Annotated in this window: 18 protein-coding genes; 16 read left to right on the forward strand and 2 right to left on the reverse strand. The window is 47.8% G+C overall.

Annotated features, from left to right (window positions below; translation table 11 throughout):
- The first annotated feature begins 7 nt into the window (after positions 1-7).
- From bshA to AB3351_RS08420, 10 genes are all read left to right on the forward strand, one after another.
- Positions 8-1,144, forward strand: a complete 1,137-nt coding sequence (gene bshA / locus AB3351_RS08375) for an N-acetyl-alpha-D-glucosaminyl L-malate synthase BshA (protein WP_371146670.1) — start codon at positions 8-10, stop codon at positions 1,142-1,144.
- Positions 1,141-2,361 carry a CCA tRNA nucleotidyltransferase gene (locus tag AB3351_RS08380; RefSeq protein WP_371146671.1) on the forward strand — a complete coding sequence of 407 codons (1,221 nt, stop codon included), beginning with the start codon at positions 1,141-1,143 and terminating at the stop codon, positions 2,359-2,361. The genes bshA and AB3351_RS08380 overlap by 4 nt, the downstream gene beginning before the upstream one ends.
- Complete coding sequence (locus tag AB3351_RS08385) at positions 2,348-3,325, forward strand: biotin--[acetyl-CoA-carboxylase] ligase (protein ID WP_371146672.1); 978 nt, start codon at positions 2,348-2,350, stop codon at positions 3,323-3,325. Before AB3351_RS08380 ends, AB3351_RS08385 begins: the two co-directional genes overlap by 14 nt.
- Before the next feature lie 317 nt (positions 3,326-3,642).
- Entirely contained in the window at positions 3,643-4,500 is an 858-nt protein-coding gene (panB, locus tag AB3351_RS08390) for a 3-methyl-2-oxobutanoate hydroxymethyltransferase (RefSeq protein WP_371146673.1), read from the forward strand.
- Positions 4,497-5,366: a pantoate--beta-alanine ligase gene (panC, locus tag AB3351_RS08395; protein ID WP_371146674.1), complete on the forward strand. Its 870-nt coding sequence runs from the start codon at positions 4,497-4,499 to the stop codon at positions 5,364-5,366. Before panB ends, panC begins: the two co-directional genes overlap by 4 nt.
- Complete coding sequence (panD, locus tag AB3351_RS08400; protein WP_371146675.1) at positions 5,351-5,734, forward strand: aspartate 1-decarboxylase; 384 nt, start codon at positions 5,351-5,353, stop codon at positions 5,732-5,734. Before panC ends, panD begins: the two co-directional genes overlap by 16 nt.
- Before the next feature lie 162 nt (positions 5,735-5,896).
- Positions 5,897-7,333 (forward strand): tetratricopeptide repeat protein, encoded by a 1,437-nt coding sequence (locus tag AB3351_RS08405; RefSeq protein WP_371146676.1) that lies wholly within the window; start codon positions 5,897-5,899, stop codon positions 7,331-7,333.
- A 111-nt stretch (positions 7,334-7,444) separates the two neighbouring features.
- A complete protein-coding gene (dinG, locus tag AB3351_RS08410) occupies positions 7,445-10,288 on the forward strand; it encodes an ATP-dependent DNA helicase DinG (protein WP_371146677.1) in 2,844 nt (947 codons plus the stop codon).
- Positions 10,289-10,403: 115 nt separating this feature from the next.
- Positions 10,404-11,021 carry a redox-sensing transcriptional repressor Rex gene (locus AB3351_RS08415; RefSeq protein WP_371146678.1) on the forward strand — a complete coding sequence of 206 codons (618 nt, stop codon included), beginning with the start codon at positions 10,404-10,406 and terminating at the stop codon, positions 11,019-11,021.
- Between the two features lie 21 nt (positions 11,022-11,042).
- Entirely contained in the window at positions 11,043-12,341 is a 1,299-nt protein-coding gene (locus AB3351_RS08420) for an amidohydrolase family protein (RefSeq protein WP_371146679.1), read from the forward strand.
- An 84-nt stretch (positions 12,342-12,425) separates the two neighbouring features.
- Here AB3351_RS08420 and AB3351_RS08425 read toward each other — a convergent pair whose 3' ends face one another.
- Positions 12,426-12,605 (reverse strand): hypothetical protein, encoded by a 180-nt coding sequence (locus tag AB3351_RS08425; RefSeq protein WP_371146680.1) that lies wholly within the window; start codon positions 12,603-12,605, stop codon positions 12,426-12,428.
- Positions 12,606-12,751: 146 nt separating this feature from the next.
- On the opposite strand from AB3351_RS08425, the gene AB3351_RS08430 reads away from it, so the two are divergent.
- The 4 genes from AB3351_RS08430 to AB3351_RS08445 all read left to right on the forward strand — a co-directional run bounded on the left by AB3351_RS08430 (position 12,752) and on the right by AB3351_RS08445 (position 16,788).
- The gene (locus AB3351_RS08430; RefSeq protein ID WP_371146681.1) at positions 12,752-13,231 is read left to right on the forward strand and encodes a cell wall elongation regulator TseB-like domain-containing protein; all 480 of its coding nucleotides are present in this window, start codon (positions 12,752-12,754) and stop codon (positions 13,229-13,231) included.
- Positions 13,232-13,398: 167 nt separating this feature from the next.
- The gene (locus tag AB3351_RS08435; RefSeq protein WP_371146682.1) at positions 13,399-13,920 is read left to right on the forward strand and encodes a hypothetical protein; all 522 of its coding nucleotides are present in this window, start codon (positions 13,399-13,401) and stop codon (positions 13,918-13,920) included.
- On the forward strand, positions 13,913-15,442 hold the full coding sequence (locus AB3351_RS08440; protein ID WP_371146683.1) for an AAA family ATPase: 1,530 nt from the start codon (positions 13,913-13,915) through the stop codon (positions 15,440-15,442). Before AB3351_RS08435 ends, AB3351_RS08440 begins: the two co-directional genes overlap by 8 nt.
- 167 nt (positions 15,443-15,609) lie before the next feature.
- Positions 15,610-16,788, forward strand: coding sequence for a pyridoxal phosphate-dependent aminotransferase (locus AB3351_RS08445; protein WP_371146684.1), 1,179 nt, complete (start codon positions 15,610-15,612; stop codon positions 16,786-16,788).
- Positions 16,789-16,857: 69 nt separating this feature from the next.
- On the opposite strand, the gene AB3351_RS08450 is transcribed toward AB3351_RS08445, so the two are convergent.
- Complete coding sequence (locus AB3351_RS08450; protein ID WP_371146685.1) at positions 16,858-17,391, reverse strand: hypothetical protein; 534 nt, start codon at positions 17,389-17,391, stop codon at positions 16,858-16,860.
- A gap of 290 nt (positions 17,392-17,681) precedes the next feature.
- Here AB3351_RS08450 and asnS point away from each other — a divergent pair, with 290 nt between their 5' ends.
- Together asnS and AB3351_RS08460 are read left to right on the forward strand one after the other, a co-directional pair.
- Positions 17,682-18,971, forward strand: coding sequence for an asparagine--tRNA ligase (asnS, locus tag AB3351_RS08455; RefSeq protein WP_371146686.1), 1,290 nt, complete (start codon positions 17,682-17,684; stop codon positions 18,969-18,971).
- Positions 18,972-19,060: 89 nt separating this feature from the next.
- Positions 19,061-19,819: a DnaD domain protein gene (locus AB3351_RS08460; protein WP_371146687.1), complete on the forward strand. Its 759-nt coding sequence runs from the start codon at positions 19,061-19,063 to the stop codon at positions 19,817-19,819.
- Positions 19,820-19,825: the final 6 nt, after the last annotated feature.

The following is a 19,825-nucleotide window of genomic DNA, read 5'->3' on the forward strand; positions in this document are numbered from 1 at the left end:
GCGAACGATGAAAATCGGAATTACATGTTACCCTTCCGTAGGCGGCTCCGGTGTCGTGGCAACGGAGTTGGGCAAGCTGCTGGCCGAACAAGGGCATACGGTTCATTTTATTACCTCAGGAATGCCGTTTCGTCTTGGCAAATACTACCGGAATATTTATTTTCACGAAGTGGATGTAAATAGTTATTCAGTGTTTCAGTATCCACCGTATGATTTGACGCTGGCAAGTAGGATGGCACAAGTCGCCCAGATGGAGAATCTAGATGTATTGCATGTCCATTATGCGGTGCCGCATGCGATTTCTGCTTATTTGGCCAAACAGATGGTAGGAGATCGTCTGAAGGTTGTAACGACGCTGCATGGAACAGATATCACTGTGCTTGGTTACGATCATACGCTTAAAGATATTATCCGTTTTGGAATTGAACAAAGCGATGCGGTGACAGCTGTCTCCCAAAGCTTGATTAATCAGACGCGTGAAGTGCTGCAGGTGGAAAAGCCGATTGATTTGGTCTATAATTTCATCGATAAAAGAGAGTATTATCCGCGTGATATGTGTGATGTGCGTGAAGAGTACGCGCCCGGCGGGGAAAAAGTATTTATTCATATTTCTAATTTCCGCAGCGTTAAGCGAACAGATGATGTGGTGCGTATTTTTCATCAGATTAAGCAGCAGGTACCGGCAAAGCTGTTGATGATTGGTGAAGGGCCTGAACTTCCTGTCGTTCGTGATCTAGCGGAGGAGCTTGGCTTGCGTGAGGATGTTATTTTTCTGGGGAAGCAGGAGGATATTGCCTGCGTGCTGTCCATGGCCGATGTCATGCTGCTGCCATCAGAACAAGAGAGCTTCGGACTTGTAGCATTGGAGGCTATGGCATGCGGAAAGCCTGTCATAGCAAGCGATGCCGGGGGGCTGCCTGAAGTAGTGTGTGATGGAGCCACCGGTTTTGTGCTGCCGATTGGAGATATAGATGGAATGGCTAGGAAGGCGATTGAGCTTGTCACGAATGAAGAATTGTATGAACGCCTCTCCCGCCAGTCGATGGAGCGCGCGTATCATACGTTTTGCCATAAAGAAATTACCCGTCAGTACGAAGCGATTTATCGGCGCGTACTGGCCGAAGAGACGTGTTCTAAGCGATGAATGAGCAGGTAATGAAGGCGGGCGAACACGTATTGTACACACTTGAGAAGGCCGGTCACACAGCTTATTTCGTTGGTGGATACGTGCGCGATACATTGCTTGGACGGCCTGTGCATGACTTAGACATTGCAACGTCAGCCAGGCCGGATGCGGTGATGGCCCTGTTTGCGAGAACCATTCCTACAGGGCTTGCCCATGGAACAGTAACGGTGCTTGAGGATGGTGTTCCGCTTGAAGTAACAACGTTTCGGACGGAGAGCGGATATGCAGACCATCGGCGTCCAGATGAAGTGCGATTTGTCACAGATATTGCAGAGGATTTGGCACGCCGTGATTTTACGGTAAATGCTATGGCACTTGACTTGCGGGGGAATGTCGTAGACCCGTTTGGCGGGCAGCAGGATTTGCAGGCCCGCTTAATACGGGCGGTAGGTCGCGCGGAAGAACGCTTTGCAGAAGATGCGCTGCGTATGCTTCGCTGCCTACGCTTTGCAAGTCAGCTTGGATTTACGATTGATCCATCTACATATGAAGCGATTTGTCATCAGGCTGCTGACATCGGCTATGTTGCGGTTGAGCGTATCAGTGCGGAATGGAACAAAGCGCTTGCGGGACTGTATCCGGACGATACAGTCACATATGCATGTGCAACAGGCCTTGCCGCACATATGCCCGGCATTAATCGGCTGCTAGAGGAGAAGCAGGTATTCAGCGCAGAAGAGAATGCGAAGCTGCGTGCTGCGCAGGGGCTTGTCCTGCGGTGGGCGTACCTGTTTCTTATCTGTGGACGGGAGACGGAAGTTGAGGCAATTCTGCGCACGCTGCGCTGTGAGAAGAAGCTCATCAAAGCCTGCCAGCAGACGGTTGCCCTGATGCTTAAAATGCAGGAATCTACTGCGTCGGACAAGCTTATGGAATGGCTGGTGGAGACCGGATTTGAAGCGGTATCTGCGGCATGGACATTATACGGAATCCAATCGGGAACTGAACGTCATATGCCCGACCTCTCGCATCTATATGAGACGATGCAGGTGCGTTCATTGCAGGAGCTGGCGATTAACGGAGCCGATTTGCAGCGGGAGATGAGAAGGCAGGGCGGCCCATGGATTCGAGATCTGCTGGTTCAGCTTGCGCTTCATGTAAACAAGGGGCAAGTGAAAAATGAGCAGCAGGCGTTACTACTCCGAGCGAGGATGATATTAGATGAAAATACGTGAAAGCTTGCTGCAGATGTTTAAGCAGGCACAAGATGAATTTCTTTCGGGAGAAGAGATTAGTCAGCGGCTGGGTGTTTCCCGTACAGCGATATGGAAGCATATTGAGGAGCTGCGGGAGGAAGGCTATGTGTTTGAAGCGGTACGCCGTTCCGGTTATCGTCTTCTCTCTACACCGGATGTAATGATTGCCGAAGAGATTAAAGCAGGTCTTGCAACACATACGCTTGGTCAGAATGTAAAGTACTACGCATCTATCGATTCCACGCAAAATAAATGCCAGGAGTTGGCCAAAGCAGATGCACCGGAAGGGACGCTTGTCGTTGCTGATCAGCAAATTGGCGGAAAAGGGAGACTTGGCCGGGTGTGGTATTCGCCGCCGAATACGAACATTTCAATGAGTCTACTGCTTCGTCCGCAACTGGAATTACAGAAATGCCCCCAGCTTACTCTGCTTACAGCGGTTGCTATTGTAGAGACGCTGCGTGAGTTTTGCGAGATCGATGCGCAAATTAAATGGCCTAATGATATTCTTGTAGGCGGCAAGAAGGTGTGCGGCATTCTAACTGAGCTGAATGCGGAGTCCGACCGTATTCATTCGCTTGTTATCGGCATGGGGCTGAATGTAAATACGCTTGCAGAACAGTTCCCGGATGATGTGCGTGATGTAGCAACATCACTGCGTATCGTCAAGGGAGAAGCGCTGCGCCGGGTGCCGATCATTCAGCAAATCCTTGAACGTCTTGAAGTGTTATATGAGCTGTATCTTGCAGAAGGGTTTGCACCGATAAAGGAACGTTGGGAACGTTTTGCGCTTACTACCGGTAAAAATGTAACCATTCGCACCCTACAGGGGTCGCTGACCGGATATGCGGAGGGAATTGATGAAGCCGGTGTGCTGCTTGTGCGCAAAGAAGACGGTTCGGTGACCAAGGTTTACTCAGCGGATGTGGAGATACACCCGTAACCTCATCAGGTTTCGACGTAAATATGCAAAAATCATTGCCTGTCTCCTCTTTTTCTGCTTATAATGAAGGTGTCAGGGTCGTATCCATAGGGAACGGCACCAGATACCTTTATTTGATGATAATTTGATAAGAACGGTACAATCCAAGTAATCTGCTCTGAGCCGATGAGGACCGAGACAGAGGGAGTCCATTGTTGCCATATTTACGTTTTTTAAATCATGGTTTCAGTACGCCTTCTCCTCTGTTGAAGGCGTTTTTATATGCCTTCATCACATGTTTTTTTGCCGCGTGGCTCAAAGTACAAGGAGGAAGGAAGATGGCAGGAAGTTCAATGGTTACAACAGCGTCTTTAAAAGAGATGAAGCAGCAGGGGAAACGTATTGTTATGTTGACCGCATACGATTATCCGGCTGCAAAGCTTGCAGAGGAAGCGGGCGTTGATATGATTCTTGTCGGGGATTCGCTCGGTATGGTCGTGCTCGGGTATGACTCAACGCTGCCCGTGACACTTGATGACATGGTTCACCATACGAAAGCGGTTACGCGCGGAGCCAAACGCGCTTTTGTCGTCGCGGACCTTCCGTTTCTTACGTATCACGGCACGATTGAAGATGCGCTGCGAAATGCCGGGCGCCTGATGCAGGAAGGACTGGCAAAAGCCGTGAAAATCGAAGGTGGAGCGGAGCTTGCACCATTGATTCGCCGCTGTACGCAGGCAGGTATTCCTGTTGTTGCGCATATCGGTCTTACACCGCAATCGGTGCACCAATTGGGCGGCTACAAAGTACAAGGCAAAACACCAGAAGCTGCGCAAAAGCTGCTTGACGATGCGCTTGCGCTTGAAGAAGCGGGTGCTTTTGCACTTGTAATGGAATGTGTACCCAAACAACTTGCCGCATTAATCTCACAAAAGCTATCCATTCCAACGATTGGCATCGGAGCTGGAGCCGGTTGCGATGGTCAGGTACTGGTATATCATGATATTCTGTCTTATGGCAGTGACCGAGTACCGAAATTTGTGAAGAAATATGCCGATGCAGGTTCCCTTATTAGAGAGGCCATTGCTCAGTATGCTGAGGAAGTGCGCAGCGGTGCGTTTCCGGCGGAAGAGCATACATTTACAATAAAAGAAGAGACCATAGAGAAATTATACGGAGAAGGGGTTCAGGTATGAGAACGGTTTCCTCCATTCAAGAGGTGCGGTCTTTATTAAAGCAGTCGCGTACAAAGAAGATCGGCTTTGTACCGACAATGGGATATTTGCATGAAGGGCATGTAAGCCTCGTCGATCAAGCAAAGAAGATGTGTGATATCGTCGTGATGAGCATTTTTGTAAATCCGCTTCAGTTTGGTCCGAATGAAGACTTGGCCAGCTATCCGCGCGATGTAGAGCGGGACAGTCAATTAGCCGCATCGCGCGGCGTAGATATTCTCTTTTTTCCATCGGTGGAAGAAATGTATCCATCAGGAAGCAAAACCCTTGTAGCGGTACGCGATATTACCGATGCATTATGCGGAGCTTCGCGCCCGGGACACTTTGATGGCGTGTCGACAGTCGTTACGAAGCTGTTCAATATCATCCAGCCTGACTATGCATTTTTTGGCATGAAGGACGCGCAGCAGGTCGCTGTTGTTACACAAATGGTACGGGATCTCAATATTCCTACCGAGGTGGTGCCATGTCCGATTGTTCGGGAGGCAGATGGGCTTGCACTGAGCTCGCGCAATGTGTATTTGTCTGCGGAAGAACGCAAGCAGGCACTTGTTCTTTCTCGTTCGCTTATGCGGGCCAAGGAGATGGTTGAGATGGGAGAGAGAAGCGAAGCGGCGCTTCGTGCAGCGATCGAATCCACGATTCAAGAAAGTTCGCTCGCACAAATTGATTACATTGAAATTCGCAGCTATCCCGATCTCGCTCCCTTAACAGAACTGCGGGGAAATTGCCTTATTGCGCTGGCGGTTCGATTCGGCCGTACGCGCTTAATCGATAATATTATGCTCGTTGCGAGCCAGGAGGAAGCAGCATGTTCCGTACGATGATGAAAGCAAAAATCCACCGGGCAACCGTAACGGAAGCCAACCTGAATTATGTAGGCAGCATTACGATTGACCGCGATATTATGGATGCGGTGGATATTCTACCAAATGAAAAAGTGCAGATTGTTAACAATAATAATGGCGCTCGCCTAGAAACATATGTGATTGAAGGAGAACGCGGTAGCGGGGTAATCTGTCTAAATGGTGCAGCAGCCCGCCTGGTTCAACCCGGTGATATCGTAATCATCATCGCCTATGCGATGATGAGCGATGCGGAGGCGAAAGAGTATAAACCAAAAGTCGCCATCATGGATGAAGGTAACCGTATTGTCGAAATGATCGGTGAAGAAATTCATGCGACAGTACTGTAAAACAGTGAGACTTATGGGAAGAGGAGCAGGACAAGCTGATGTCCTGCTCCTCTTCTTTTATGTTCCTGGGCTGCTTTTCATAATTTCCCGTTCATTGTGCCACACTGATACTAGATAAAGCGCTTGTAGAGGAAAAAACATACAAGAAAGGTGGCGGGTGGGATGCTGTTGTCGCATTATTTTGCCGCGTTAACGGACAAGATCTCGACAGTGAAAGCGCGTATGGCGGTGGCAGAAGAGGCAGAGCTTGCCATGCTGTATCAGGATGTTTTGCATCTGCGTCAGATCAGCGACATGATTGTAGAGGAATGGATCGGATTTGAAGAACAACTGATTGAAATCCAGCGGATGTTTGAAGGAGAAGCTGCCCGCGACCAAGTTGCCCCTTTAGCTTTGGAGGTGGCAGAAGAAGAGACGGCGCAGTCTTGGGACGAGCATAGCGAGGAATATATAGAAGAAATTTATCTGCCATATGCCCTAGCGGCTACGTTTCGTCAGGGACAGGGATACTTTATGCTTTCCATGTACAGAGAAGCGGTGGCCTCTTTTAACCGTGTACTTGAAGAAGCGCCCGATATTGCAGTAGCGAGACTTTATCTTGCCTTTGGCTTTCTCATGTCCAGGCGCTTTGATGTCGCATACCAGCAGTTCCGCTTGCTCGCCGAGACGTGTAATCATGCGTTCATTTGCGCCGCATCCTATAACGCGATGGGCTGCATTGCCGCCTTGGAGGGAAATCCTGAGCAGGGATTATCTTGGTTTGAACGTGCGCTGACCGCACTTCCTGAACTTGTGGACGCACGGTACAATCAAGCACTTACGCTCTATCGTCTAGGCCGGTATGAAGATGCAGGCAAAACAGTGGCGCCGCTGCTTGGAAGTAAAAGCGAGGATGTAGACGGGTTGCTTTTGATAAGCATGTGCTGTATGAAAACGGGCAGGAAAAACGAAGCTTACACGTTTTTGCAGCAGGCTGAGCCGCTTACCTATCAGACAAGCCAGCGCAAATTGCTCGCTTGTGCGTACGAAAAAATCGAACGATATACAGATGCAGCTCGCTGTTATCAGCGTCTATTAGGAGAAGGACAAGCAGATGCTTCTGTATGGCATGGGTTGGGCTGGTCGTTATGGCAGACAGGGGAGGTGGACAAAGCCCTCTCTTATGTGAAATATGCGCTGACATTAGCCCCCAATCATGCGAATTATGCATGCTCCTATGCATGGATTCTTCTCTGTCAGGGTGAAGCGGAGCGTGCGCTGTATATATTTAAAGAAACTGCTCAGAAGCATGATTATCCGATTGCGCGTGTCGGGATCGCTGAAGTGCTGCTAAGAGGTGGGCAATTTACAGAAGCGCAAAGGCTTATTGATGAATTGCTGAAGGAGAGTGTACCCCACATCCAGGGATTGGGACATTACCTTCAGGGAAAATGGTTTTTGCTGCAGGGAAAGGCCAATGAAGCACTTGTGCACTTCTCAGCAAGCCATACTAAAGGAAAGCTTCGAGAAGGCGGCTTGTATGCAGGTCTTGTGCATTATACGTCCGGCGCGCACAGGGAGGCATATGAACGTTGGCAGGAATGGATACCGGCGCCGTAAACGCCGGTTTTTCTTTTTTTATATTGCACTTACACGGTAAGTGATAGAAAATAGTAAGTGAATCCTTGTCTATACACAAGTAAGGAAGCGGAAGAGTTTGAGGTGAAATAATTGAACACTTTTGTTGTGGTCGATTTTGAGACGACGGGCAATCGACCAAAAGAGGGAGATAAGATTATACAGATCGGCGCGGTGCTTGTCCGCGAAGGAGAAATCATTGAGCGTTTCTCTACACTGGTTAATCCCCATGTCGATATCCCTCCTTTTATCGAAAAGCTAACAGGCATTAACAATGAGATGGTAGAAGATGCACCGTCTATTGAAGATGCGCTGCCCCCGTTGTTAAAAATGTTAGATGGGGCCGCTTTTGTAGCCCATAATGTTTTTTTTGATTTATCATTTTTGCAAAATGCACTCAGTGAGGCTGGATATCATCCTTTCACAGGTCCTCTTCTTGATACGGTGGAGCTATCCAGGCTCCTTTTGCCCGCCCAGGAGGGCTACCGTTTATCCGATCTTTCTGTCGGTCTTGATATTGCACATGATCGTCCACATCAGGCTGATTCTGATGCGGAAGCGACGGCTTTTATTTTGCTGCATTTGTTAGAGCGGCTCAAGACACTGCCGCTTGTCACCATTCAACATCTGCAGCGGCTAAGCCGCCCGTTTCATTCAGATGTCGAGGTGCTGCTCTCGGATATAGAACAGCAGAAGATTCGAGGGGGCGCATATGAGCCTGCTGGAGATTTGGAAGTGATTCATCAGATCTGTCTGAAGAAGCGCCGGGCTATTGAGAAAGAAAACGGGCGTGCTTTAGAGGAAACAATGGATTTTGACACCTTTGTTGAGAGTCTGTTTGGTGAACAGGGAAGCTTAAAGGAATGGATGCCTGGTTTTGAGCTTCGCCCCGCTCAGGTTACGATGATGAAGCAGGTGTATGATTCGTTTGCTTCTAGTCGCCATCTGATGATAGAAGCGGGAACGGGAACAGGGAAATCACTTGCTTATCTGATCCCGGCCATTTTCTGGGCGAAGGAGCAGGAAGAGACTGTTGTAATCTCCACGCATACCATTCAACTGCAGGAGCAGATGTATACCAGGGATCTACCGCTCATGCAGGCGATTTTTGGCGAGGATGCTCCACGTATTTCTGTTTTAAAAGGAAGAAACAACTATCTATGCTTGCGGAAGTTTTCACATAGCATCCAGGAAGCGCACGATAATTATGATGTACAGCTTAGCAAGTCTCAGATGCTTGTGTGGCTTACGGAAACGGAGACAGGCGATGTAGAAGAAATCAGTCTTCCATCCGGAGGCCAAACCTATTGGAAGCAGGTACAGAGCGATGCTAATTCCTGTCTAAATAGGCAGTGTCCGTGGTTTTCGCGCTGTTATTACCATCAGGCGAGACGCAAAGCACAGCAGGCGGAAGTCATTGTTACCAACCATTCGCTTCTGTTTACCGATATGAATTCTGAGCATCGTATTCTTCCTTCTTATCGTTATGCAGTTATTGATGAAGCCCATCATTTCGATGATGTAGCAAGCCGTCATTTGGGCGATACGATTTCATCGTATCAATTGGAAGGTATGCTGCATCGACTGCATCCTGATCGTGGCCCAGGCCTGCTTGAAGAGGTGGAAGAGGCGGTACGAGGCTGGAGTACAGCTTCGTATGAAGAAGTAAAGCATACGATCGAGACTTCGTATCAGCAGATTCGTGAAGGCAAGGAAGCGGTCCGCGAGATGTATAATTTGCTCTATCAATGGTCGCATCAGCGTGCCAAAGAGGGAGAAGAGCTTGGTCATACCGTCATGCGCTATAAGCAGGAGAATTTACAGAACCGCTTTGGACGCGCCGTGGTCTCTGCTGTTCGCAATAGCGTAGATCTTCTTCTTACGATTGGGAGAAAGCTTGAAGCGGTTTATGCCGATATTCACGGGGAAGATGTGCCGATGGGGATGAAAGGGCTTCTGACGGATTTGAACGGTGTAGTCAATGATTGTCAGCACTATGCGTCACTGCTCCATGACATGCTGTTGGTTGAAGATGAAGATTATGTATATTGGGTCGAATTAGATACGCGCAGTACAAGAAAAAGTCTGTTTTTACAGCGTGTGCCGATTGATGTCTCTGTGCCGCTGCGTGAACGCTTTTTTGATAAGAAAGAGAGCATCATTCTTACATCAGCGACGTTAAGTGTTAATGCTTCTTTCAAGTATGCAACAGAGCGATTTGGCCTTTCTGATCTGCTGCAAGAAAATAATATTGATACAGCTGTCCTTGCCTCGCCGTTTGATTATAAGAAGCAGACGCTTGTGTGTATTCCAAGTGAAATTCCTAATATTAAAGGAGCAGTGGAAGGGCAGTTCGCTTCTGCGTTAATTGAATCACTAGCGCAGGTGGCGATGACGACAAAGGGACGCATGCTTGTGCTGTTTACTTCGTATGCCATGCTGCGCAGCGTGTACGATCCGTTGAAAGAAAAGCTAAAAGAAGCAGAGATTACTGTGCTTGGCCATGGAATGGATAGCTCAAGTCGCAGCAAGCTAACCAAGCAGTTTCGCTCTCTTCCCGCTTCGGTATTGCTTGGTACGAGCAGCTTTTGGGAAGGCGTAGATATTCCGGGAGAGGATCTATCTTGCTTGGCGATTGTGCGACTTCCGTTTGTGCCGCCAAATCACCCGCTTGTCGAAGCGCGCAACCAGCAGCTTGAAGAGCAGAAGAAAAATGCATTCATGCAACTGTCAGTGCCGCAGGCTGTAATCCGGTTTAAGCAGGGATTCGGCCGCTTGGTGCGCACGAGCACGGACCGTGGAGTGGTGCTCATTTATGATCGGCGTGTAATTGATGCACGCTATGGCAGGGTATTTTTACAATCACTGCCGGAAACAGATGTAGTAATTAAGCCGACGACGCAGCTTTTACCTGAGATTTCAGATTGGCTTTCGTAGTGCATCGCGCTGCAGTTGATTCTGCCGTATAGATAGAGGAAGGCAGAATCGGCTGTGGTTATGCAGCAAGGTTTTCTATTACACAGGAGTAGGTTGAAGAAGGGGAGGACCGAGAGTGAAAGTGCCAAAAATTTCTGATGCCGTCGTAAAGAGGCTTCCTGTTTATTTGCGTTATTTGAACAGCTTAAAAGCGATGAATGTTCGTACCGTTTCATCCCAGCAGTTGGGTGAAGCCCTTGATTTAAATCCGGCACAGATTCGTAAGGACCTTGCCTACTTTGGTGAATTCGGCCGTAAAGGAATAGGGTATGAAGTTAATTATCTGGTGGAAAAGATCAAGAACATCTTAAAGCTTGATCGGCAGGTTAATGTCCTCTTGGTCGGCGCAGGGCATCTCGGTCATGCCATCAGTAATTATAATGCGTATTTGAAGGACAACATGAAAATTACGGCTATTTTTGATGCCGATCCGACGAAAGTTGGCAATAAGATCGCCAACTTAACCATTCAACCGTTAGATGAATTAAAGGCTGTCGTGAAGGAGAAGAACATACGCATTGGTATCATCGCCGTGCCGGCAGATGCCGCACAGAAAGTAGCGGATTCTTTAGTGCATGCAGGCGTCGTAGGTATTTTGAATTTTGCACCTACCAATTTGCGCGTACCGGAAGGCACCCGTGTTCATGATGCGGATGTCACGATGGAGTTGCATAGCTTGGCATATTATTTATAAAAATATGGAGGTTTCTCTTTCATGAAAACAATCGTGATTCATGCAACAATACTAACCGTAAACGAAAAAAACGAAGTCATCTATGACGGAGCGATTGGATTTGAAGACGGCGTACTGACCTATGTGGGAGCAACGCCGACTGCGCTGGATACATATGACGAAGTGATCGATGCACAGGGCCGGATCGTTATGCCGGGTCTTGTTAATACACACGGCCATACAGCGATGTCGCTTTTGCGCGGCTATGCGGATGACCTGCCGCTTAAGGAATGGTTGGAGACCAAAATGTGGCCGCTTGAAGCGCAATTTACGGAAGACCATGTGCGTTGGGGTACGTCTCTCTCTATTGTAGAGATGTTAAAAACCGGCACAACCACGTTTGTTGATATGTACGATCATATGGATATGGTAGCTGAGCTGGTTACTGCTTCCGGCATACGTGCACGTCTATGCCGTGGTGTGATTGGCTTATGTTCAGCGGAAGAGCAGACGAAGAAGCTTGAAGAGGCGAGTGCCTTTGCCGCTAAGTGGAATGAAACGGCGAACGGACGCATTATGACGATGATGTCACCGCATGGTGCATACACATGCCCACCGGACTATGTAGCACGCATTGTGGCTCGTGCACATGAACTTGATCTGCCTGTACATATCCATATGTCCGAGACGGAGCAGGAAGTGCAGCAGAATGTAGATGATTATGGTACGCGTCCGGTGGAGCACTTGGAGAAACTCGGTGTATTTAACCGCCCGACGCTGGTAGCGCATGCTGTTCATCTAACGGATGAGGAGCTTGATATTCTTGCCAAATATGATGTAAAGGTATCCCATAATCCGATCAGCAATCTGAAGCTAGGCAGCGGCATTGCCCGTGTACCGGATATGATGGAGCGGGGGATCTGTGTGTCTCTTGGCACAGATAGCTCGGCAAGCAACAACAATCTTGATTTGTTTGAAGAGATGAGAATGGCAGCACTGCTGCACAAGGGCCACCGTCAAAATCCGGTGCTTGTACCTGCTGCAGAAGCGTTGCGTATGGCGACCATTTACGGTGCGGAAGCGATTTTCATGGAAGATCAGATCGGCTCCCTTGAGGTGGGCAAGCAGGCCGACTTTATTATGTTGGATTCCCACAATGTTTTCTTCCAGCCGGCAAATGATCCAATTTCTCATGTGGTCTATTCAGCGAGCGGGCGCGATGTAGTGGATGTATATGTGCAAGGTGTTCAGCTTGTTAAAGATGGCAAGTGTCTTACGATGGAGGAAGAAACCATCGTTGAGCATGCAAATCGCATGTTTGAGCAGTTAGAGAAAAAGTAAAAAAAGCCCCGGTCGCTTGCGACCGGGATAATAAGAGATGGATAGGTAGGGGAATTTACATGCGAATGGTCGCCGTCACTGCGGCTATTCCATAGTAATCCAGGAATGAAGGTTTGGCTGGCGAAACGATGCGAAAGCCTCTTCCGCCTCGCAGCGGAATGGAGAGGATAGAAGCATCCAAGAAGGATTTCGCTCGTCTGCGAGCAGTTTCGCGACTTCTTCCGGTAGTTGTTCAAAAAGATGCGCAAGGTGCGGCTGCTTCACGCACGCTCACCTCCTCCTGCGCTTGCTGTTAGTATCTCCGGTGCAGCAGACAGTATGTTTAGCATTTTTTGATGCGTCCGTGGCTTGCAGGAGAATATAACAAAATTTTGGTCTATACAACGACATATATGGGTAAGGGAATACAAATGAAAAAATCGTGGGTATATGGAGGCCTCATACTGCTTGTGCTTGCATTGTGTATGGCATTGGCCTTATATCTTCACCTTCTTGGTCAAAAGCGGGCCATTGAGAAACAGGGAGAAGAACTTGCGCTGTCACGTACACAGATCAGTGAAGTCACCGCAGTTCATGCATATTATGGTACGAAGGATTATATTGTCATCGAAGGAAAAACCGAGAGCGGTGAAGAACTGGTAGCTTGGTTTCATGGAGAACAAGGGGAAGTGGAGAAGATGTCCCGCTTAGTTCCGCGTCAAACAGTGCTCACTTCGCTTAAGAAGGAACACCCTGCCATGGAGGTCATTCGGATCATTCCGGCGAAGCAGGATAACAAGAAAGCATGGGAAGTTCTGTTTGCGGATGGCAAGTATCTTCACTACTATTATATGGATATGTATAGTGGTACGTTTTTGAAATCATATCAGTTGCTAAAGGCCGACACATAGAGTGAAAAATGGAGCGAGGATACCCTTCGCTCCATTTTTCGCCTGTTTCTTACTAAGCATGACTATTTTGTGACGGAAAAAAACGCTTGCTCCATATTCAACGTATTTATGATATACTACGTGATATACAAATTATATATCACATCAGTAGAAAGGGGTGGGTAGAGATGAAGATACGTGCATTGCCCATCTTTTTATCCGTATTGTTCAGCAGTTTGTTGTTATTCGGGGGTTGGTATGTGTTTCAGAGTCAGTTTGTGAAAAAACCAATCACCAATGAAATAACTGCGATGAAAAGTGTGAAGGTGAATGATATTATTATCAACCGTGATGCGATTACCTTGGATGTGTCGTTTAACAATCCGGACAAGTTTGCTGAAGACTATAAAAAGATAAAGAAGATTGCCTCTGATAAGTCCAATGGCAAGCCAGTCAAAGTAGAATTTAATTCCTCGAACAAAAATCTAAAACAAATCTGGGATGAGAATGCTTTTGCGATTGCTGAAGCGATGGAGCTTCATACTTATTCCAAAATTCCTGCTGTATTGGATCAGATTAAAAAGAAACACAGCTTAAATAGTGTAAGTTCTCGTATGGACGATCAATATGTATATATTTATTTGAATGACGGCAAGGCTCCGTACTATACTGTATTACCGCGCGAGAGAGAGGTGAGCCGGAATGGGTAAAGAAATCATCATCGGCGTGGTCCCGGTCATCATCGCGTTTCTCATATTTATCGGTGTGAATGTGGCGCCGCTGATTGTTGCGGCCATGATTATTAGTTTTATTGCGTTTTTTGCTATGCGGCAGGGCGGTATGTCTATCTCTAAGAAGAAGACGACTGCCGAAATGCCAAAAACAACCGTCAAGTTTGGTCAGATTGGCGGACAGGAACGAGCGAAGAAAGAGCTTAAGGAAGCGCTCGACTTTTTGATTCATAAAGATACGCTAAAAGAATACGGCATTCGCCCGCTGAAAGGCATTCTTTTAACCGGACCTCCGGGAACAGGGAAAACACTGATGGCAAAGGCGGCAGCCAATTATACGAATTCTGCGTTTGTAGCCGCTTCCGGATCTCAGTTCGTGGAGATGTATGTTGGTGTCGGCGCGCAGCGCATCCGCGATTTGTTTAAAGAAGCGAAGCAGAAAGCAGAGAAGAATAACCAGGATAGTGCGATTATTTTTATCGACGAAATTGATGTGCTTGGTGGCAAGCGCGAGGGCAGCCAGCACCGCGAGTACGATCAGACGCTCAATCAGTTATTGACCGAGATGGACGGGATTACGACGGCGGAGCACCCGCGTGTTTTGATGATCGCTGCGACCAACCGTGCAGATATGCTTGATGATGCGCTTATTCGTCCGGGTCGATTTGACCGTCAGATCGTTGTGGATCTGCCGGATATGAAGGCACGTAAACAAATCCTTGAGATTCATGTAAAAAACAAGCCGCTGGCTGAGGATGTAGATATTGAAGCGATTGCCCGTGATACGTTTAATTTTTCGGGTGCTCAGTTAGAAAGTGTAACCAATGAAGCGGCTATTTATGCATTTCGTGATAAAAGCAAGGCCATTACACAGACGCATTTCTCCCATGCGATCGATAAAGTAATGATGGGAGAGCAGACAGATCGTGAATCGACTGCTGAGGAGCGGGAGCGCGTAGCGAATCACGAGCTTGGTCATGCGATTGTATCTGAGGTCGTGCGTCCGCTATCAGTATCGCAAGTATCGCTGCGTCCGCGCGGTCAGGCGCTTGGATATGTACGCCAAAGCCCGCAGCAGGATCGTTATTTGTATACGCTTGAGAATCTTGAGCAGCAGATTATGATCGCGCTTGGCGGTGCGGTAGCGGAAGAAATGCTGTATGGCGGTCGGAGCACAGGGTCCCGCAATGACTTTGAGCAGGCGCTGCGCCTTGTCAATACGATTATTGACAGCGGTCTATCGCAGCTAGGAATCGTAAAAATGGAGATGGTCGGAAAGGAAGCGCTGCACGAAGAGCGTCAGCGTATCCTTAATGAGCTGCTAGATAGCACCCGCAAAGTGCTTACGGATCATTTTCCCGTCTTCCAGCATGCTTTAAATCATCTATTGCGCGAGGAAGTATTGAACGGTGAGCGCTTCCGCGTCATGCTAGAGGAAGCCCGGGCGCTTCCGAGACAGCGAAAAGTGGAAGAGATGGAAGCGCGTCGTCTAAAAGCATAAACATATGAAAAGGATAATCCAGTATGCGCTGGGCTATCCTTTTTTCTATGAAGGCAGATTGGGGTAAAAGGTGTCCTTTCTTTTTTGAGATAACAGTTGTAAAATGAAAAGGATTGAAAAAACAAAATAATGTATACGTTTCGTAGGAAGCAGAGGAGGAGCTTAAGATGAATGTAGCGAAGCGTGTGGCGCAGATTACGCCATCCAAAACGCTTGCCATTACAGCCAAAGCAAAAGAGTTGAAGAGCGAGGGCTATGATGTAGTGGGTCTAGGAGCAGGTGAGCCTGATTTCAATACGCCGCAGCACATTATTGATGCTGCTGTCAAAGCGATGGAAGAAGGTCAGACAAAATACACGGCAGCCGCTGGTATTGTAGAATTGAAAAAGGCAATATGCAATAAGCTTCAGCGCGATAATGGCCTTACATATAAACCTTCACAAGTCGTAGTATGCAATGGGGCAAAGCATGCATTGTATAATCTGTTCCAGGCAATTGTAGATCCTGGTGATGAAGTTATCGTGCCGATTCCATATTGGGTAAGCTATCCAGAGATGATTACACTTGCTGATGGTGTGCCGGTATTTGTTGAAGGTGCGGAAGAAAATGAGTTCAAGATCACACCAGAGCAACTCCGCGCAGCTATTACAGAGAAGACGCGCGCCGTTATTATTAACTCGCCAAGCAACCCAACAGGCAGTGTGTATAGCCGTACAGAGCTTGAAGCACTGGCGCAAGTGTGCATTGAGAAAAAAATCCTCATGGTATCGGATGAGATTTATGAGAAGCTTATTTATGACGGTGAAGAGCATGTAAGCATCGCATCGTTAAGCCCGGAAGCCTATGAGTTGACGGTTGTTATTAATGGGATGTCTAAGCCGTACTCGATGACTGGCTGGCGGATTGGCTATGCGGCAGGCAATGAAGCGCTTATCAAAGCGATGACGAACCTGTCGAGCCACAGTACATCCAATCCGACAACATTTGCACAATACGGTGCATTGGCAGCGCTTGAGGGAACACAGGAGCCGCTTGAGATGATGAAAGTTGAATTCGACAAGCGTCGCCAAGCAGTTGTTAAACTGATGAATGACATTGAAGGAATTCACTGCACTGCACCAAAGGGCGCTTTCTACCTGTTTGCTAATGTAAGTGAAGCCATGAAAAAAGGCGGATATACAGATGTGGATGAATGGGCGCAGGCATTGCTTGAGCAGGAATATGTGGCGCTGATTCCGGGCTCCGGCTTCGGTGCACCGAACCATATTCGTATCTCCTATGCTACCTCGTTAGAACAACTGGAGAAGGGAATTGCTCGCATCAAAAAATTTGTGGAGCAAAAGTAAGGAAGGACATAAGAAATGCCCGAGGATGCCGGTATATGAACCGGTTCTCGGGCATTTTTATTGCGGTATTTATTGATCTGCTTTGAATGAAGCGTGGAGTTGTTCGAACATGCTGTTTAGCATGTCTGTAATTTCCGTTACTTCTTTGTCGTCTTGATAGAGTGTTTCGGAAGGGAAGAGGGCCGCGTACACCATGCCGTCACGCTCTGTAAGCTTCATATAAAGTGACTCTTGATATCCCTCTGCATCCCAGACGCTTGCCGGGATTTTTACAATTTGCATTAATTCAAATGAGTGCTTCGGATTAGAGAATACTGTGGCCGGGAATCCGTCTATATTTTTCTCTACTTGTGTCACAGTATAATTGCCTATCCAAGAGGCAGGTAGACGAAGGGAGAAGCCCATCGTATGACTGGTATATGTATCTGCAGAAGCGACAGCTGGCTGTTCCGCTGTTTTCGTATCGGCTGGCTGCTGTATAGGCTGTCCTTGCATTACGCTATCATCTGCGCGCACATCGGGCTGTGTAAAGGTCCAAGCACCTGCTGTGCCGACAATGCCAAGCGTTAGAACGAAGGCTGCGCATTTTCTCGTAAGTTTCATCGCCGCATCTCCTACTTTCTAAAATGTAAATGGAATGATTATGAAGGTATTTACCACCGATTGCATCTATCTATTCCAATATGTTGGTATTTTTCTTCTTTATTTTGCGGGAGTGATGTTTGTTACCCTTATTGTACCAAGTGATTCGTACTTCCACCTCCGCCCCAAGGCTGAGAAAATGATAAGATTTTGCGTCGAAAAAAGAGGAATACCAGCATTTGCAAAAGTGCTCTGAGGATAGTATAATTCTGTAGGCTTATCCTTATTTTTGATAATGAAAGGATGAAAATATGCTAACGACAATTTCTCAAATCGGAAAGCATGTAGGAGAAGAAGTGCGCCTCGGCGTCTGGCTTTTTAATAAACGTTCCAGTGGAAAAATTCAATTTCTGCAGCTTCGTGATGGAACCGGTTTCATTCAGGGGGTAGTTGTAAAACAGGAAGTTGCTGAAGAGATATGGGAAGCGGCTAAATCGCTCACACAGGAAAGCTCGCTGTATGTAACAGGGTTGGTTCGTGAAGATGAGCGAGCAAAATCCGGTTACGAGCTGACCGTTACTGGTGTTGAACCGCTTCATATTGCGGAAGAGTATCCGATTACAAATAAAGAACACGGCACAGAATTCTTGATGGATCACCGCCATCTCTGGATTCGTTCGATGCGTCAACAAGCGGTGCTGTCCATTCGTTCCTCCGTTATTCAGGCCGTGTATGAATTTTTCAAAGAGCGCGGATTCTACAAGGTAGATCCGCCTATTCTAACGCCAACGTCTGCTGAAGGTACAACGACGCTGTTTCATACGCAATATTTTGATGAAGAAGCCTATTTGTCTCAGAGCGGGCAGTTGTATATGGAGGCGGCAGCAATGGCGCTAGGACGGGTGTTCTCGTTCGGCCCTACTTTCCGTGCCGAGAAGTCCAAGACACGTCGTCATCTGATCGAATTCTGGATGATCGAGCCGGAGATGGCCTTTGTTGATCATGAAGAAAGCCTGCGTATTCAAGAGGATTTCGTAAGCTATGTTGTACAGTATGTATTGAAGAATTGTCAGTTGGAATTAAAGCGTTTAGGGCGCGATACAAGCCGCTTGGAGCAGGTGCAGGCACCGTTCCCGCGTATTACGTATACAGAAGCAATCGAGATGCTGCAAAAAGACGGGCATGAAATCGAATGGGGAGAAGATTTTGGTGCTCCACACGAAACAGCGATTGCGGAGAAATTCGAAAAACCGGTCTTTATTACTCATTATCCGGCCAGCATTAAAGCGTTCTATATGAAGCCGGACCCTTCCAATCCTGATGTAGTATTGTGCGCCGATTTGATTGCGCCAGAAGGCTATGGCGAGATTATCGGCGGCAGCCAGCGGATTGATGATCTGGAGTTAATGCAAAAACGTTATGAAGAGCATGAATTAAATCCACAGGCATACCAGTGGTATTTGGATCTGCGCAAATACGGCTCTGTCCCGCATTCCGGCTTTGGACTGGGCCTTGAGCGTACAGTTGGCTGGATTTGCGGTACGGAGCATGTGCGGGAGACGATTCCATTCCCGAGACTTTTGAACCGTCTCTATCCATAAATCCCATAAAAGAAAAATGTGATTTTTACAAGACTAAACTTGTCGGATAGATCCTGCTATAATCGTTCATACATGAGAGGTGGGTTTCGATGAGTGACGTCTTATTGCGCATGTTGGAAGCAGGAGCCACCCCGCTTCCCAACTTGCTTTTACAACATTATCGGCAGATCGGGCTATCGGATGAGGAGATGATGGTCATTATTCATCTGCTCGCTTTCAAAACGGAGGGCAAGCCGTTCCCTACGATTCATGAGGTGGGTGAGCGGATGTCTGCGGATGCGGCTGCCGTGGTAACGAAGCTGCAGCGCTTGGTACAGCAAGGGTATATATCGATTGAAGAAACAGTCGATCCGTCTACTCGTATGCGTTCGGAATGGTATTGTTTTACGCCGCTACATAAAAAAATTGCGGCCTGTCTTGAGCAAAAACCGGTGGATGAAGATATTCCAGGCGGAATGCGGACAAGCAGCAGTGTGAAAAATCTGTACGCCGTTTTTGAAGAGGAGTTTGGCCGTCCGCTCTCACCTATTGAGTGCGAGAACTTAGCCATGTGGATTGACCAGGACGGCTACAGCGAGGCGTTGATTATGGCGGCACTTCGGGAAGCGGTTATTTCGGGGAAATTGTTCTTTCGCTATATTGACCGTATTCTGTTCGAATGGCACCGCAACAATATTCGAACGCCGCAACAGGCGCGTGAATATAGCCTTAAGTTCCGCAAGCATCAGCAGCGCAGTGAGCGAAGCGGGCAGACAGTAGGGAATGGCGTGTCTGCAGTAGCGGCATCCGGTGCGCTCCCGCAAGAGTTCCCGTTTTATAATTGGTTAGAGGAAGAGACAGACTCGTAAGATAAA

The organism is Aneurinibacillus sp. REN35, assembly GCF_041379945.2.
Taxonomy (GTDB): domain Bacteria; phylum Bacillota; class Bacilli; order Aneurinibacillales; family Aneurinibacillaceae; genus Aneurinibacillus.

Coding starts and splice junctions, on each gene's coding strand:
- panD (WP_371146675.1), top strand. CDS start 5,351: ATGTTCCGTACGATGATGAAAGCAAAAATCCACCGGGCAACCGTAACG.
- AB3351_RS08430 (WP_371146681.1), top strand. CDS start 12,752: ATGAAAAAATCGTGGGTATATGGAGGCCTCATACTGCTTGTGCTTGCA.
- AB3351_RS08385 (WP_371146672.1), top strand. CDS start 2,348: ATGAAAATACGTGAAAGCTTGCTGCAGATGTTTAAGCAGGCACAAGAT.
- panB (WP_371146673.1), top strand. CDS start 3,643: ATGGCAGGAAGTTCAATGGTTACAACAGCGTCTTTAAAAGAGATGAAG.
- AB3351_RS08445 (WP_371146684.1), top strand. CDS start 15,610: ATGAATGTAGCGAAGCGTGTGGCGCAGATTACGCCATCCAAAACGCTT.
- AB3351_RS08420 (WP_371146679.1), top strand. CDS start 11,043: ATGAAAACAATCGTGATTCATGCAACAATACTAACCGTAAACGAAAAA.
- AB3351_RS08435 (WP_371146682.1), top strand. CDS start 13,399: ATGAAGATACGTGCATTGCCCATCTTTTTATCCGTATTGTTCAGCAGT.
- AB3351_RS08440 (WP_371146683.1), top strand. CDS start 13,913: ATGGGTAAAGAAATCATCATCGGCGTGGTCCCGGTCATCATCGCGTTT.
- AB3351_RS08450 (WP_371146685.1), bottom strand. CDS start 17,391: ATGAAACTTACGAGAAAATGCGCAGCCTTCGTTCTAACGCTTGGCATT.
- bshA (WP_371146670.1), top strand. CDS start 8: ATGAAAATCGGAATTACATGTTACCCTTCCGTAGGCGGCTCCGGTGTC.
- panC (WP_371146674.1), top strand. CDS start 4,497: ATGAGAACGGTTTCCTCCATTCAAGAGGTGCGGTCTTTATTAAAGCAG.
- asnS (WP_371146686.1), top strand. CDS start 17,682: ATGCTAACGACAATTTCTCAAATCGGAAAGCATGTAGGAGAAGAAGTG.
- AB3351_RS08380 (WP_371146671.1), top strand. CDS start 1,141: ATGAATGAGCAGGTAATGAAGGCGGGCGAACACGTATTGTACACACTT.
- AB3351_RS08460 (WP_371146687.1), top strand. CDS start 19,061: ATGAGTGACGTCTTATTGCGCATGTTGGAAGCAGGAGCCACCCCGCTT.
- AB3351_RS08405 (WP_371146676.1), top strand. CDS start 5,897: ATGCTGTTGTCGCATTATTTTGCCGCGTTAACGGACAAGATCTCGACA.